9 protein-coding genes are annotated in these 15,605 nt (G+C 62.9%); 6 read left to right on the top strand and 3 right to left on the bottom strand.

From position 1 onward, the window contains the following. The first annotated feature begins 136 nt into the window (after positions 1-136). The 3 genes from MUN81_RS21095 (at position 137) to MUN81_RS21085 (ending at position 7,138) form a co-directional block, all read left to right on the top strand. Complete coding sequence (locus tag MUN81_RS21095) at positions 137-3,976, top strand: MG2 domain-containing protein (RefSeq protein WP_245114046.1); 3,840 nt, start codon at positions 137-139, stop codon at positions 3,974-3,976. After that, on the top strand, positions 3,871-6,336 hold the full coding sequence (locus tag MUN81_RS21090; RefSeq protein ID WP_245114045.1) for an alpha-2-macroglobulin family protein: 2,466 nt from the start codon (positions 3,871-3,873) through the stop codon (positions 6,334-6,336). The genes MUN81_RS21095 and MUN81_RS21090 overlap by 106 nt, the downstream gene beginning before the upstream one ends. 109 nt (positions 6,337-6,445) lie before the next feature. Next, positions 6,446-7,138, top strand: a complete 693-nt coding sequence (locus tag MUN81_RS21085; RefSeq protein WP_245114044.1) for a hypothetical protein — start codon at positions 6,446-6,448, stop codon at positions 7,136-7,138. Between the two features lie 152 nt (positions 7,139-7,290). On the opposite strand, the gene MUN81_RS21080 is transcribed toward MUN81_RS21085, so the two are convergent. Next, positions 7,291-8,829, bottom strand: a complete 1,539-nt coding sequence (locus tag MUN81_RS21080; RefSeq protein WP_245114043.1) for a family 43 glycosylhydrolase — start codon at positions 8,827-8,829, stop codon at positions 7,291-7,293. A gap of 592 nt (positions 8,830-9,421) precedes the next feature. Here MUN81_RS21080 and MUN81_RS21075 point away from each other — a divergent pair. Further along, a complete protein-coding gene (locus tag MUN81_RS21075) occupies positions 9,422-10,000 on the top strand; it encodes a DUF1801 domain-containing protein (protein ID WP_245114042.1) in 579 nt (192 codons plus the stop codon). 32 nt (positions 10,001-10,032) lie between these two features. Here MUN81_RS21075 and MUN81_RS21070 read toward each other — a convergent pair whose 3' ends face one another. After that, positions 10,033-10,479: a DinB family protein gene (locus MUN81_RS21070; RefSeq protein WP_245114041.1), complete on the bottom strand. Its 447-nt coding sequence runs from the start codon at positions 10,477-10,479 to the stop codon at positions 10,033-10,035. Between the two features lie 536 nt (positions 10,480-11,015). Here MUN81_RS21070 and MUN81_RS21065 point away from each other — a divergent pair. Both MUN81_RS21065 and MUN81_RS21060 read left to right on the top strand, forming a co-directional pair. Then, positions 11,016-11,705: a hypothetical protein gene (locus tag MUN81_RS21065; RefSeq protein WP_245114040.1), complete on the top strand. Its 690-nt coding sequence runs from the start codon at positions 11,016-11,018 to the stop codon at positions 11,703-11,705. Positions 11,706-11,788: 83 nt separating this feature from the next. Beyond that, positions 11,789-13,258 carry a PIN-like domain-containing protein gene (locus tag MUN81_RS21060; protein ID WP_245114039.1) on the top strand — a complete coding sequence of 490 codons (1,470 nt, stop codon included), beginning with the start codon at positions 11,789-11,791 and terminating at the stop codon, positions 13,256-13,258. On the opposite strand, the gene MUN81_RS21055 is transcribed toward MUN81_RS21060, so the two are convergent. Continuing rightward, the gene (locus MUN81_RS21055; RefSeq protein ID WP_245114038.1) at positions 13,250-15,580 is read right to left on the bottom strand and encodes a GH92 family glycosyl hydrolase; all 2,331 of its coding nucleotides are present in this window, start codon (positions 15,578-15,580) and stop codon (positions 13,250-13,252) included. The two genes, MUN81_RS21060 and MUN81_RS21055, sit on opposite strands and share 9 nt — an antisense overlap. Positions 15,581-15,605 lie beyond the last annotated feature (25 nt).

Here is a 15,605-nt window from a genome sequence, read left to right as displayed (position 1 = left end):
ACAGGCAAAGCTACGCACGTAACACGTGCGCGATGAAGATGTAGACCCCGAAAAAAAGGTTGCATCGCCGGGGCTGTGCAATAATTGAGCGGCGGGCATCTTTAAGGCACTACCGGTTCAGCTTGTTACTTTGTTTATGCGCCTTTCCCTGTTGTTTCTGCTGTTGTTTGCTGCCATTCTGAGCGCCGATTCGGCGGCTCCGACCCCGCCCGGCCCGTATGCGGCCCGCTGGAAAAAGATTGATGCGCTGCTGGCTAAAGGCCAGACGGCCACGGCTGCTCCGCTGGTGCAGGCCATTTACGCCCAGGCCAAAAAGGAGGCCAACACCCCGGCCTACGTGCGGGCGCTGCTCTACAAAATCCGGTTGCTGCAAGCCAAGGAGGAAGACGACGCCGAGAAATCCATCGCCTTGCTCGAAGCCGAAGCGAAGACGGCTACCTTCCCGGCCCGGCCCATTCTGCACTCGCTGCTGGCCGAGCTTTACACGCAGTACCTCAACCAGAACCGCTACCGCCTCTACCAGCGCACGGCCGGCGCCGCCCCCAGCACCGACCCCGACGCCCGGGCCGATGCCGGCACGGGCTTGGCCACCTGGGACATCAGCCGGCTGGGTGCCGCCATTGTGCGGCACTACTACCAGTCGGTAGAAGACGAGCCCCAGCGCCAGCTGAAAACCACCCTGGCCCAATTGGGCGACCTGGCCCTTGGCGGCGACGCCGAGGGCCGCGCCCTGCGCCCCACTTTGTATGACCTGCTGGCCCAGCGCGCCATCGAAGGCCTGAAAAACCAGGAGTTGTACATCACCCGGCCCGAGCAGCAGTTTCAGCCCACCGAGCCGGGACTGTTCGGGACGGCGGCCGAGTTTGCGGCCCTGCGCCTGCTGGCGCCCGATGGCGACTCGCTCAACGGCACGCTGCACGCGCTGCACCTGCTGCAGCGCCTCACGGCCTCGCGCCAGCAACTGGCCCCGCAAAACCTGGCCGCGCTGGCCGACGTGGACCTGAGTCGCCTCGACTACCTGCATGGCCTCACCCAGAACACCGCCCTCGCCGCCCAATACGTGCCCGCGCTGGTGCGCATGGCCGATAGGTATAAAGCGCTGCCCATCAGCACCGAGTTTATGGCGCGGCGGGCCGAGGCCGCGCGCGAAGCCGGCGACAACGTGGCCGCCGTGCGCCTGGCCCGGGAGGCCGAAGCGCGGTTTCCGAAGTCGCACGGCGCGGCGCGGGCCCGGGCGCTGCGTGCGGACCTTGAGCGCCCCGAACTGACGTTTTCGGCGGCGGGCATTGTGGTGCCCAACCAGCCGTGGCGGCTGGACGTGACGGCCCGCAACGTGACCCAGCTATACGCCTGGGCCTACCGCATTTCGCTGAAGCAGTGGCAGCAGTCTTACGAATACGACCCATTGCAGCGCTCGTTCGGGCAGCGCTACGCTCGCGCATTGAAGGAAGCGCCTGTCGCGACGTGGGCCATGTCGGTGGCCGCGCCTCCGGACTACAAAGAGCAGAAACTGGCCGTGGCCGGGGCGGCCGTGCCGGCGGGGTACTACCTGGTAGTGGTCAGCAACCAGGCCACCCGGCCTACGGCAGAGCAGCCGGGGGCAGTCACGAGCTACGCCCTGCTGGGCGCCAGCGAGCTGAGCGCCGTGAACCAGCGCGATGCCACAACCGGAGCGTTGCGCTTGCTGCTGATGCACCGCCAAACGGGCGCACCGTTGGCGGGCTTGCCGGTGCAGGCCACGACGCGGGTGTATGAAGCCGCGCCGCCCAAAGATTTCACGATTACCAGCGAAGTATTGCAAACCGATGCCAACGGCATCGTGACGCTGCCCCTGCCCGCCACGGCCAAGGGCCGGACCGAGCGCATGCTGTGGACCCGGGCGTGGCGCGGCCCCGATACGCTGCAGCTAAACGGCAGCGGCAGCTACTACCGGCCCGGCACTCCCTCGGGGCCAGTAGCGCAGCGACACGTTTTTCTGTTCACCGACCGTGCGATTTATCGCCCCGGCCAAACGGTGTATTTCAAGGGCATTCTCACCGAGAGCCTGGGCGCTAAAGCGCACATACTACCTAAACAGCCGCTGGTGGTTGGGCTAATGGACGTGAACGGCCAGCCCGTGCAAACCCTGCCCTTCACTACTTCCGACTACGGCAGCTTCAATGGCTCATTAGTCCTGCCCACAGGCTTGCTCAACGGCCAGATGATGCTACGAACCGAGTACGGCAACACCAGCTTCGCGGTGGAAGACTACAAGCGCCCCACCTTTTTGGTCACGCTCGATTCGGTGCCCGGCCGGCCGCAGCTGGGCCAGCCGCTCACCCTGGGCGGCCGGGCCCGCGCCTACGCCGGGCAAGCCACCGACGGCGCCGCGGTGAGCTACCGCGTCACGCGCCGCGAGTTGTTTCCGTTGTTCGACGTCGTGTACGGTTCGCGCGGCGGCTACCTGCCCGGCGGCAGCCGCGGCACGCAGGAAATTGCGCACGGCCGCACGCTCACCGACGGCGAGGGCCGGTTCAGCATCACGTTTACGCCGCCGCTGGTGCCACCCGCGCAGGGGCGTCGGGGCTGGGAGCCCGGCTACCTGTTCGAAATCACGGCCGACGTGACCGATGCGGCCGGCGAAACCCGCACGGGCACCCGGGCCTTTCCCATCGGCCGCAACCCCATCAGCCTGCAACTTGCCGGGCCGAACATGGCCGACAAGCAGCACCTGCCCGTTGTGACGCTGCTGGCCACCAACGCCACCGGCGAACCCGTGCCCGCCACCGGCACGCTGCGCCTCCGCGCCCTGCACTACCGCCCAAACCCGCCCGGCGTGCCCGGCCCGGCGCCGGAAACGGCTGAAAACGAAATGAAGTCGGCGGTACTCAAAACCGCCCCTTTCGATACCAACGCCGGGGCGCAGCTGGCCCTGGGCGCGCTGGTGGCCAGAGTGCCCACGGGCCGCTACCGCCTCGAAGCCGTGGCGGCCGGCGCCGACTCGGCGCGGGCACAGCTCGACTTTACGCTCTACGACTCGCAGGCCGCCACCGTGCCTTTCGCCACGCCCGACTGGTTTGTGACGCTGGCCGATACCGTGGCCCCGGGCCAGCCCGCCACCGTGTTGGTGGGCGGCGGTGCGGCCGGCGGCCACCTCCTGCTCGAAGTAGACCGCGATGGCCAGCTGCTGCGGCAGGAGTGGCTGACGCTGAACGCCAACGAACAGCGCCGCCTCACGCTGCCCAGCGGCCCGGCCACGGCCAACGGCCCGCTGTTCATTCACACCACGCAAACCCGCGACAACGTGGTGTACCGCCACGATGCCACGGTGCAAGTGACGGAGAAGCCCCAGCCGCTGCAGCTATCCATTGCCACTTTCCGCAACAAGCTGCAGCCCGGCCAGCAGGAAACCTGGCGCGTGACCATTCGGCAGGCCAACGGCAAAGCGGCCGATGCCGAGCTGCTCGCCACGCTCTACGACCAAAGCCTGGATATTTTTCGGCCGCATCACTTCATGGGGTTGGCGTTCTGGGATGGGTACTACCAGACCCGTTTCGGCTGGCAGGTTTTTTACCAGATGCTGAACGCGGTTCCGCTCTTCGCGCCCACCGACAGTGACCGGGATTACCCCATAGAATACCCCATGCTGCGGACTCATGCCGACTACCTCAGCGAAGCCGGCCGCACGCAGCGTGGCAGTGGCTTACACACGGTGGTGGAAGAAGTAGTGGAAAACAAGACATATACGGCCGCCGCGATGCCGGCTCCGATGGCCGCTGACAGGGCCATGGCCGGCAATGCCGGCGGGGTGGTAAATTCCCAGCGCATCATGATTCGCGGCAGTGCGAGCATGGCCCCGGCCCCGCGCCGGCCGCTCCCGACCTCAGCACCGTGCCCACTCGCTCCGATTTTCGCGAAACGGCCCTGTGGCAGCCGGCCCTGCACACCGACAAAAACGGCGACGTGGTGCTCGAATTTCAGATGCCCGAGGCGGTGACGCGCTGGCAGCTGCTGGCCCTGGCCCACGACAAAAACCTGCACAGCGGCCAGCTGGCCCGCCAGCTCGTGACGCAGAAGGAAATCCAGATTACGCCCAACGCGCCGCGCTTTTTCCGGCAGGGCGACACCTTCACTTTCCCCGCTAAGTTCTCGAACCTGACCGACCACGCCACCAGTGGCACGGCTCAGCTTTTCCTGCTCGATGCCGCTACCGGCCAAGATATTACCAGCCAGCTGCTGAAAAGCCCGGCGCAGCAAGCTGTTTCAGCCGCCGCGCACCAGAGTGCCGCCGTGGGTTGGGAAATCAGCCTGCCAGCGGATTTTGCGCCGGCAGCAGTGACGTACCGGGTGGTGGTGAGCTCTTCGTTGCCAGTTGTTGGGGAAGAGAAAAGAAAGAAATCGAAGCGCAAGAAGGGCCTGACCACCGACCCCCAACAGCAGACAACCAGCTTGTCCGACGGCGAGGAAAACACCGTGCCCGTGCTTCCGAACCGCATCCTCGTTACCGAAAGCCTGCCGCTGCCCATCGTAGGCCCCGGCACGCGCACCTTCGAGTTGCAAAAGCTCACCAGCACCAGCAGCCCCACGCGCCGCAACTACAGCCTCACGCTGGAAATGACGGCCAACCCGGCCTGGTATGCGGTGCAAAGCCTGCCCTACCTCATGGAGTACCCCTACGAGTGCTCCGAGCAGGTATTCAGCCGCCTCTACGCCAACCTGCTGGCCGCCCAGATTCTCAAATCCAGCCCGCGCTTCAAAACCGTGCTGGCCGAGTGGACGCGCCAGGCCCAGAGTGGTACCGCCGCCCAGCGCAATGCCCTCGCCAGCAAGCTGGCCCAAAACCAGGAGCTCAAGAACCTGCTGTTGCAGGAAACGCCCTGGGTGCGTGATGCCCAAAGCGAAACCGAGCGCCTGGCCCGCCTGACCGAGCTGTTCGATGAAACCCGCCTGAAAGCCGAAACCAGCCGTGCCCTGCTCAAGCTCCAAAAAATGCAGCTGCCCGACGGCGCCTTCCCGTGGTTTGAGCAGATGCCCGCCGACCGCTACATCACCCAGCTCATCGTGGCCGGCTTTGGCAAGCTGCGGAAGCTGGGCGCCTTCGATGCCAGCACCGACCCCACGGCCCAGGCGCTATTGCAAAGCGCCCTGCGCTACCTCGACGCCGCCACCGCCCGCGACTACGCTGAGCTGCGCCGCCAGAAAGGCGTGAAACTGGCCGAAAACCACCTCGGCGACCTGCAGATTCAGGCGCTCTACGCCCGTAGCTTCTGGCCCCAAAACGTACCGGCCACCGGCGCGAAAGATGCCTACGCTTACTACCAGGGACAAGCCTCCAAGTATTGGCCGGCCCAGACGCGCTACCTGCAAGCCTTGATTGCGCTGAGCCTGACGCGCGAAAAGGCCGGCGGGCTGGCCCCCCGGGAAATCATGCGCGCCCTGGCCGAAAACGCCCTGCACTCGCCCGAGCTGGGCATGTACTGGAAGGAAGTGCGCGGCGGCTACTACTGGCGCGAGGCCCCCACCGAAACCCAGGCCACGCTCATCGAAGCCTTCGATGAAATCAATCACGACCAACAATCCGTGGACGAGCTGAAGCTGTGGCTGCTCAAGCAAAAGCAAACCCACAGCTGGGAAAGCACCCGCGCCACCGCCGACGCCTGCTACGCCCTGCTGCTGCGCGGCTCCGACTGGCTGGCGCCCACCCAGCCGCTGCAAGTGACGGTGGGCGGCCAGGCTGTGAAGCCCGAAGCGGCCCAGGCGGGCACCGGCTACTACAAAACCAGCTGGCCGGCGGCCGAGGTGCAGCCCGCGCAGGGCAAAGTCACGGTGGCCAAGCCCGACGCCGGCGTGGCTTGGGGCGCCCTCTACTGGCAGTACTTCGAGGACCTCGACAAGGTGACGCCCGCCGCCACGCCGCTCAGCCTGGAGCGTCAGCTCTACCGCGAAGTGCCGTCGGCAGGCGGGCCGCAGCTTGAGAAGCTCACGGCCGCCTCGCCGCTGACCGTGGGCGACGTGCTGGTGGTGCGCCTGGTGATGCGCACCGACCGCGAGCTGGAATACGTGCACCTGAAAGACCAGCGCGCCGCCGGTCTGGAGCCCATTGGCCAGCTCAGCGGCTACCGCTATCAGAACGGACTGGGCTATTATGAGTCGCCGCGCGACGCGGCCACCAACTTCTTTCTGGGCGCCGTGCCGCGCGGCACGCACGTGTTCGAGTACCGGCTGCGGGCGAGCCAGGCGGGCGACTTTTCGGGCGGGCTCAGCCAGGTGCAGTGCCTGTATGCGCCGGAGTTTTCGGCGCATTCGGCCGGTGTGCGGGTTCGAATAGCTCCTCAGTCCGTTAATCGGGCGAAATAGGCCGTTGGAACGCAGAAAGGGGCTTCACCGCGTTTAAAACCACTATGGCCTTGCATTTAACCGGGGTGCGGTGTAGCTTTGTCTTCTGTTGAAATTACGTTATTCGTTTATGAAACACCTATTTGTCTTCCTTTCGCTGCTGCTCACGTGGGGCAGCGCCCAAGCCCAAAATGGCGTTCAAACCCCCGTCACGAAGCTTCCCGGTGAGGAAAACCTGAGCCTGCGCGAACGCGCCGAACGTGATTTTCTGATGCCGGTGCGCCGGAAGAAAATAGTGGCCGAAGCCCCCAAAGCCGCCGCCGACGAAAGCACCGCCTCGCCCGAAAACGACGCCACTGCCCACAACGAGGAAGCCGGCGAAGAAGCCGCCCTCACGGCCCGCACCGCCCGCAGCTACGAGGCCCGCCACGCCGAGGCCCTGGCCGCCCGCCGCGCCGCCGCCCGCCGCGAAGAAGCCCGCGAAGAAGCCCGGGCCGAGGCCCGCGCCGAAGCCCGCCGCGCCGCCCGCCACTCTTCGCGCAGCCACAGCAGCAAGTCGAAATCGCACAAGTCGTCGTCGCACAGCAGCAAGTCGAGCAAGTCGAGCAAGTCGAAGTCGCACAAGTCGTCGTCGAGCAGCAAGAGCAAGTCAAGCAAATCCAAGCACAAAGCCACGTCGGAGTCGCACGCCAAGTCCAGCAAGTCGAAGAGCAAGAGCAGCAAGGCCAAGGCTTCTGCCAAGAAAAGCACTTCGCACAAGTCTTCCTCGAAGAAAATCACGCCTTATAAGTCGAAAAGCAAGTCGAAGAAGCACCGCCGCTAGTAGCAGCTTCCTGAATCAAGAGCAACGCCTGGTACTGATGTGCCGGGCGTTGCTGTTTCAGGGCGGGGGTAGAGACGCAATATGTTGTTCATGCACACGAAAAAGCCCGGCCGTCCGTGAGGACAGCCTGGCTTTTTGCATGGCATGGTTGCCTACCGCTTATTGCGGATAATCAAATTGTTGAACGCCGCCGTGTTGCCTTCGGCGCCCTGGGCCACCAGGGCCACGCGCACGCCCCGGTCCCAAGGCGGGAGGTAGGTGCCGTTGAGCGAGAAGCTTTCGGTGGGCAGGGGCTGCCAGGTGGCGCCGTCGGTGCTGAAGGCGAAGCGGTAGCGCTGGCCGCCCCACACTTCGAGGCGCAGGCTGAGCGTGTCGCAGGGCTCGTCCAGGAACACCTGAGCGAGGCACTGCTGCAGGCCGCTCTTCACGTGCCAGATTTGCACTTGGCCGTTGCCGGCCATGAGGGCCAGGGCGTTGTAGGGGTCGCCCACGGCGGCAATGCCGGCGTAGGTGTCGGCGGGCAGGCTGGCGAAGTCGAGGGTGGTGGCGGCCTTGTAGGTAGCCACGTGGGTGCGGCGGGCCACCAAGTTGCCCAGGCGCGAGGCGCCAGCAGCGAGGTGCAACTGGCCGCCGCGCAGCTCGGTGGCGGGCTTGGGGGCGCTGATGGGCCACTGCCACTCCAGGCCCAGCCGGTCGCCCTCAAACTCGTCGGCCACGTTCAGGCGGGCCACGTCGGTGAGGGGGGCGGCCTGGGGGCTGCGGTTCACAAACTCGGGCCACTCCTGCTCGTTCCAAGTGAACTCGGAGAGCAGGCCCTGGCGGCCCACAAACTCGTGGCTGTCGGCCAGGTAGGCGTGGTGCAGCAAGAACCAGCGGCCGTCCATTTCGGTCACGGTGCCGTGGCCGGGGCACTTCCACACGTCGTTGCGGTCGAGGATGGGGTTTTGCTCGTGCTTTTCCCACGGGCCCAGCAGGGAGCGGGAGCGGGCCACGCCGGTGGCGTAGTTGCAGCCCTTGCCGCAGCAGCTATTGCCCGCAAAAAAGTGGTAGAACCAGCCGTTGTGGCGCACCAGCGCCGAGCCTTCCACGAGGGGGCCTTCCCACTTGGCGTCGTTGGCAAATAGTTCGGTGGCTTCGCCGATGAGGGCGGTGCGCTCGTCGTTGAGGCGCTGGGCCCAGATGGGGGTGTCCTGCTGGCAGGAGTTGCCGTCTTCTTTCCAGACGAGGTAGAGGTCGCCGTTTTCATCGGGCATCGCAAAGCCGTCGATGGAGCCGGCTTCCTGGCCCACAAGGGGGCCGTGGTCGCGGTAAGGGCCTTCGGGGCGGTCGGCGCTGGCCACGGCCACGCACAGCATGCCGCCCTGCTTGCTGCGGGCGGTGTAGTACATATAGGTGCGGCCGTTTTCGTGGTGAAACTCGGGCGCCCAGAAGTTGGAGCTGGCCCAGTCGGGCTGCCGGTCGGGGAAGACGTGGCCCACCAGCTCCCAGTCGAGGAGGTTCTTGGAGGAGAAGAGGGGGAAGATGGCGCCCCACTCGGCCGAGGTGGCGCTGGCCCAGTACGTATCGCCGATTTTGGTGATGGTGGGGTCGGGGAAATCGCCGGGCAGCACGACGTGGTCGTAGGCGGTGCGGGCCGGAATCGTTTGGGGGGCGGGAGCCAGCGGGGCTGGCAGTTCTAGTTCGATGGACACGGTGGGAGAGTGCAAAGAGGATAGAAAAGAAAGCCGAGCCGTGGGCAAACGACTTTCCAGGTTAGAAAGGTAGGGGTTTGAATTGAAAACCCTAACCAAAATGGAATTTTTTAGGGTGAATAGCTGAAAAGAACCGGCGAATGAGTGGCCGCACCACGCGAAGAGAGTGCGAATTAAGACGTGGCCGGCCGGTGCGCAAAGGTTGCTGGCGTAATTGGAAAAGGATATATGGCCGCCGGGGTGGCTTGGGTAACAGATAAGCAGATTTTGGGCCAGGCTGCTGCCTCGCCGGGTGACGAGCCAGGCAAAAATTACACTTTGCGAAGAAAGCATGGCTAGCGGCATTGGCGGCACTCGGGCCAAAAAACCTGCGAGGGGCGGCCGGGATTTGGCAGCCGTGGGCACGAAACCGATGGCTAGGCCACTTACTCGACGCTGCCAGTTTCGACGGCCAGGGCCCTGGCCTGTAGGGCAGGAGGCCGCTTGGGTGGACGGGGTGGCTTATTCGAAAGACGGCTTTATTTTAGCGCTGGCTCTGGTTGAGAAAGCACGCGGTGGATGGCCATTTCGCACAAGTCAAACAAATAATGTCATGAACCCCGCCGTTGATTTTTATTTCAGCAAAAACCACAAGTGGCTCGAAGAACTCGCGCATTTGCGCGCGATTGTGCTGGCCACCGGGCTCACCGAAGAGTTGAAGTGGGGCGTGCCCTGCTACACGCTGCAGGGGCGAAACGTCTGCATCATTCACGCATTTAAGGAGTATTGCGCGGTGTTGTTTCTCAAGGGGGCCTTGTTGAAAGACCCGCAGGGCCTGCTGATTCAGCAAACGGAGAACACGCAGGCGCAGCGCCAGCTGCGGTTTGCCAGCCCGCGGGAGGTGAAGGAACGGGAGGCCGTGGTGGCGGCCTACGTGCGGGAGGCCATTGATATAGAAAAGACGGGACAAAAAGTGGCTTTCAAGCCGAGTGAGGACTACGGCGTGCCGGCAGAATTCCAACAGAAGCTGGACGAAATGCCGGCCCTGCAGGCCGCATTCGCGGCCCTGACGCCCGGGCGGCAGCGGGCCTACTTGCTGCATTTTGCGGCGGCCAAACAGGCCCAAACGCGGGCGGCACGGGTAGAGAAATGCACGCCGGGCATTCTGGCCGGGAAGGGCTTGAACGAGTAGCGGCCCCGTGCACGCGGGCGGGCGGGCCGGACTTAGGCGCCTACCAACCGGCGGTGGTAGTTGATTTGGCCCAGGTGGTAAGCGAGGTGAGTGGCGAGGTGAACCAGGAAATACCCGGTGGTCATCTCGCTTTCGAATACCACGACGGGGTACTGCTGGTGCAGCTGCTCCTCGCTCAGCCGGGCGAGGGCGGCCTCTACCACGGCCCGCGTTGCTTCGACGCTGGCCACCAGTTCGGCGCGCGGAACGTCGCGCAGGGAGAACTCCAACTCCCGGTTTCGGACGTAGCCGGTGCGGCCCAGCTCGGCGCCGATGTAGGTGTTGAGGTTGCCAATGAGGTGCAGGCACAGGTTGCCGGCCGAGTTGCTGATGCCCGGGGCGGTGCGCCACAGAGCTTCTTCGGTTTCGTAGGCTTCGATTTCCTGTTGTAGCTTGTCCAGGTCGCGGGCGAAGAGGGTGCGGAGGGTGGCGAGGAGCATGATGAGCAGAAGGGTTTCGGGGGTATGCAAAAGCCACCGGCCGGCCTTCGCCGGCGATGCGGGCTCGGCTGGTGCGCAAGGCCTTGTGGGCGGGCCGCCCGGCCTGCGTGGCACCGGTGCGGGCCGGCGGCGCGGTGGCGGCAAAGCTAGCAGGCGGCGGCGGGGTCCGTTCCGGTAGCGGTTGCACCGTGGCCGGGACGTGTTTGGGCGCCCCCGGGGGCCGTTGGAGCGATGCCGGAAGCCGTTTGGCCGCTGCCGGGAAGGGGAGGAGCGGGGCCGGGGACGGTTGAAGCAAGGCCGGGAGGCGTTTGGGCGCGGCCGGAGATGGTGGAACCGCGGCCGGAAACGGTTGCAGCGGAGCCGGAAGCCGTTGAAACGCAACCGGTAGTGGTGGGAACGGGGCCGGCCATTGGGCCACCCGCGCCGGGCCCGAACGGCGCATTGCTGCCTCGGAAATTCCCGCTACCTTGGCGGCCGCAAGAACCGCTTGCGCCGCCCGATGGAGCGCCTCCATTGCATTTCTACCCAATGTCTCGATGGAACAGTACAAAGAGGACCAGCTCGCTATGTGCGGGCGGGTGGCCGCGTATTTGGCCGACCACGCGGCCGACCTGGCCGCCAGCGAAGTAGCCACCCAGCAGGCCGCCGACGTGCAAACCCTGTATGCGCAGGTGGCCCAGGCGCGCGGCGGCACCGCCCGCCGCACCGAAGACCTGACGGCCGCCACCCAAGCCGCTCAGAAAACAGTGTTCGACCTGCTGCCCGCCCTGCTCGGCCCCCTCGGCCGGGTGGCGGTGCGCCTCGGCGATGCCGACCTGCAAGCCGCCGTGACGCTGGGCAGCAAGCAGCTCCGCAAGCTACGCCCGGTGCCGTTTATTTCGGTAGTAGGGGCAGTGCTGGCCAGCGCCGCCCGCCCCGACGTAGCCCCCGAGCTGGCCAAGCAGGGCCTCACGCCCAAGGCCCTGAAGCCGCTGACCGATGCCCTCGACACTTTCCGTACCGCCCAGCCGGCCGTGCGCAAAACCATCAGCGAGCGCACCCTCTCGGGCGCGGCCCTGGAAGACCTGCTCGCCGACCTGATGGACGAACTCCGCACCCTCGACGAGGACATGAAAGCCTTCAAGCTGCTCGACCGCCCGCTCTACGACGGCTACACGCAGGCCCGCAAGATACTCAACTCCGGCGGCGGCAGCGGCAGCGGCAAGGAGAAACCGGCCGCGGCGTAAGTTTCGGAAGGAGTGGAAATGAAGCCGCCCGCTTTCGGTTGGGGAGCGGGCGGGTTTAGGTACATCTATTAAATTGACTCAGAATGAAAAATCAGTTCATCGGCTATTACCAGCCCACATCAGAAGAATATAGCAAGCTATGGGAAGAAGCTCTAATTGTATTAGACACAAATGTTTTATTGAGTCTTTATAAACTACCTGTTTCTGCTCGGGAAGAGGTCATCGGTGTCCTAGAAAAGGTTAAAAACCGCTTATGGATACCTCATCATGTAGCGCTTGAATTCCAGCGAGGCAGACTTACAGTAATTGCGAATGAGCGTAAAGCTGTTGATGATGTTTTGACATCGACAAATGATTTGATTAACGAGGTTAAAAGCAAATTCGACACCCTACAGATAGACAAAAGAGACATAGGCGTAGACTGTGAGTCTTTATTAAAAGAATTGGATAAAGCTAGTGAACAATTAGTCGAGGCTATTAGAAAGGCGCATGAATCACAGTTGGATATTTCATCATCCGACCCTATTAGAAAAAGAATTGATGAATTAGTAGCTGATAATGTCGGTATTGGGCCAGTAACCCAGAGCGAACTAGACCAACTCGTATTAGATGGAGAAAACCGATTCGACGACAAAATCCCGCCTGGTTTTAAAGATGCTGATAAAGGCAAGAATCCAGCCGATGCAAGTTTTATCTTTGATGGACTTAAATATCAAAGAAAATTTGGCGACTTGATTATTTGGCGTCAGATAATTACTCATGCCAAGGATAAGGGAGTCAAAACGGTTCTGTTTATCACTGCTGATAACAAAGAAGATTGGTGGTGGCGTGAGCAAGGCAAAACGATAGGGCCGAGACAAGAACTAGTTCGCGAAATTCATCGCGAAGCAGGCGTTGACCTATTTTGGATGTATTCCTCTGTTCAATTTGTGGAGCAAGCCAATAAGTATGTAAGTGCTAAAGTCTCTAAAGAGTCGGTTACAGAACTACAGAATGTGCTTTCAGATGTAGAACGCAAGCAGAATCATAAAATTTTTATTTCACATTCTTACACAAATCCTGCCCGTGTAAATGAAGCTTTTGCACAGGGACAAGCTACTTACTTTTCTAATCCCAAAGTAGTAGAAGAAGTGATTGGCAATTGGCTCAAAAAGAGGGGCCTGATTATAAAGGCGTATCAAGAATTTCCTGATTTTATCGTAGAACGTGGTATAGGTTATCAAGGCTTTGAAGTTAAACTCTTAGAACGCCTTGATACAGTTAAATCAGTTTCTGCTTTGATGGATATCTTAATGCGAGGGTATGTAGAGGTGTCTACAGGCAACTTAAATGCTTTCACATTGATTATTGTGATTCCTGAAAGAAGCTTCACAGATATAGTCCTTTCTCGTGAGAGTAGAGCAGAGGTGTCAGATATGCTAAGGGATTTGATTAAAAGATATCCAGTAGATGCGATTGTAGTCGGCGCTATAATTGATTATAATTTTATGGTTCTTCTTCAAGAGGACGGTGGTGGGTTTGCTGGTGATTACTCCTATGCAATGTCATCGTAACTCCTGATTTTTTCGCACCGGCCGCGCGCCCATCACAAACACCAGCACACCACCTTTCGCCACGTCCTGCTGCGCCAGAAACGGCTGCGTCAGCCGCTGCCCGTTGAGGGTGACTTGCTGCACGTAGACGTTTTTGGCACTTTGGTTTTTGACCTGGATGGTGAAGGACTGGCCGTTTTCGAGGTGTAGCACGGCGCCGTGCACGAGGGGGCTGCCGAGGGCGTAGTGGCCCGAACCGGGGGCGACGGGGTAGAAGCCGAGGGCTGAGAAGAGGTACCAGGCGCTCATCTGGCCGCAGTCGTCGTTGCCGCCGAGGCCGTCGGGGGTGGGGTGGTACTGGCGGGCGAGGATGTTGCGGACCTGGGCCTGGGTTTTCCAGGGCTGGTCGGTGTAGTTGTAGAGGTATGCGGCGTGGTGGGCGGGCTCGTTGCCGTGTACGTAGCCCCCGATGATGCCCTCGCGGGTGATGTCCTCGGTTTCGGCGAAGAACGAGTCGGGCAGGTGCATGGTGAAGAGCGAATCGAGGTGGGGCACGAAGCGGGGGTTGCCGCCCATGCGGGCAATGAGGCCGGCGGGGTCGTGGGGCACGGCGAGGGTGTAGTTCCAGGCGTTGCCCTCGATGAAGCCCTGGCCGTTGGTGCTCAGCACGTCGAACTTGGGGCGGAAGCTGCCGTCAGCCAGGCGCGGGCGCATGGCGTTGGCGCGCGGGTCGAACACGTTCTGCCAGTTGGTGGCGCGCTTGCTGAACTCCTGGTAGAGGTCGGCGTGGCCGAGTTTCTGGGCGAGTTGGGCGATGCACCAGTCGTCGTAGGCATATTCGAGGGTGGTGGAGACGGAGGTGCCGCTGCGCTCGTTGGGAACGTAGCCGCGGTCGATGTAGTCGGCCAAGCCATCGTACCAGCGGTGGCGGGCGGTGGCTACGCAAGCGGCCAGGGCGCGCTCGGCCTGGGCGGGCGGCACCGCGCCGTTCAGCACGGCATCGGCCACCACGGAGGTACTGTGGTAGCCGCTCATGCACCAGTTTTCGTTGGCGTGGTGGCTCCAGACGGGCAGCATGTGCTCAGCGCTCTGGTCGTAGTGGGCCAGCATGGATTGCACCATGTCGGCGTTGCGCTTGGGCTGAATGAGGTTGAAGAGCGGGTGCAGGGCCCGAAAGGTGTCCCAGAGCGAGAAGGTGGTATAGTTCACGAAGCCCTCGGCGCGGTGGGTTTGCTGGTCGAGGCCGCGGTACTGGCCGTCGGCATCCTGGTACACAGTAGGGCTGAGGCAGGCGTGGTAGAGGGCCGTGTAGAAGTTCTCCTTATCGGCCCGGTTGGGCGTCTGGATGGTGATTTTGCTCAGCTCTTGCTGCCAGAGCTGCTGGCCGGCGCGGCGGGTCTGGTCGAAATTCCAGCCGGGCAGCTCGGCGCGCATGTTGGCCAGCGCCCCGGCCGCGCTCACGGGCGAGAGGGCAAACTTGACCTTGATTTTCTCGCCGGCCACGGTGCTGAAATCGAAGTAGAGGCGCAGCTGGCGGCCGGCCTGCTCGGGCCAGTTTTTGGTTTGGTCGAAGCGGCCCCAGAAGCCGCGGTAGGCTTCCTTGGGGTCGTATTTGCGGGCGCCATAGCTCTTGAAGGGCTTCGAGAACTGCATGGCGAAGTACTCGGTGCGGGTGCGGCCCCAGCCGGTGGTTTGGCGGTAGCCGGTCACGAGCGAGTCGTTTTCGATGCGCACGTAGCTCCACACGTTCTTGTCGGGGTAGTTGTAGATGCCGGCCATCATATCCAGGATGACGTGGGCCGGCTCGGTGCCCGGAAACGTGTACTGGTGGAAACCCACGCGGGTGGTGGCCGTGAGCTCGGCGAGGATGTTGTGGTCGTCGAGCTTCACCCGGTAGTAGGCGGGCTCGGCCACCTCGTTCTGGTGCGAAAAGGAGGAGCGGTAGCCGCTCTGGGGCCGGTCGGCGGTGCCGGGGTTGAGTTGCAGCGGGCCGGTGGTGGGCATGAGCAGGAAGTCGCCCAAATCCGAATGCCCCGTGCCGCTGAAGTGCGTGTGGCTGAAGCCGACGATGGTTTTGTCGTCGTAGTTATACCCCGCGCAGTACTTGTAGATGTCTGGGTTGTATTTGCCGTTCAGCTCGTAGCTGAGGGTGTCGGTATCGGGCGAGAGCTGCACCATGCCGAAGGGCACGGTGGCGCCGGGGTAGGTGTGGCCCATCTTCTGCGTGCCCACCAGGGGGTGCGCGTACTGCACGAGGTTTTCGGGTTGAGCCGGGCGCTTTTGGGCAGCGGCCGATACGGCGGCCAGGAGCAGCAGGGGCAGGAGGTTCTTCGGCTTCTTCATGCAAGGGTGCGGATGAGAGAGCAAT

This window comes from Hymenobacter sp. 5317J-9, from assembly GCF_022921075.1.
Taxonomy (GTDB): Bacteria; Bacteroidota; Bacteroidia; order Cytophagales; family Hymenobacteraceae; genus Hymenobacter.
This window is presented reverse-complemented; position numbering and strand designations above follow the sequence as displayed.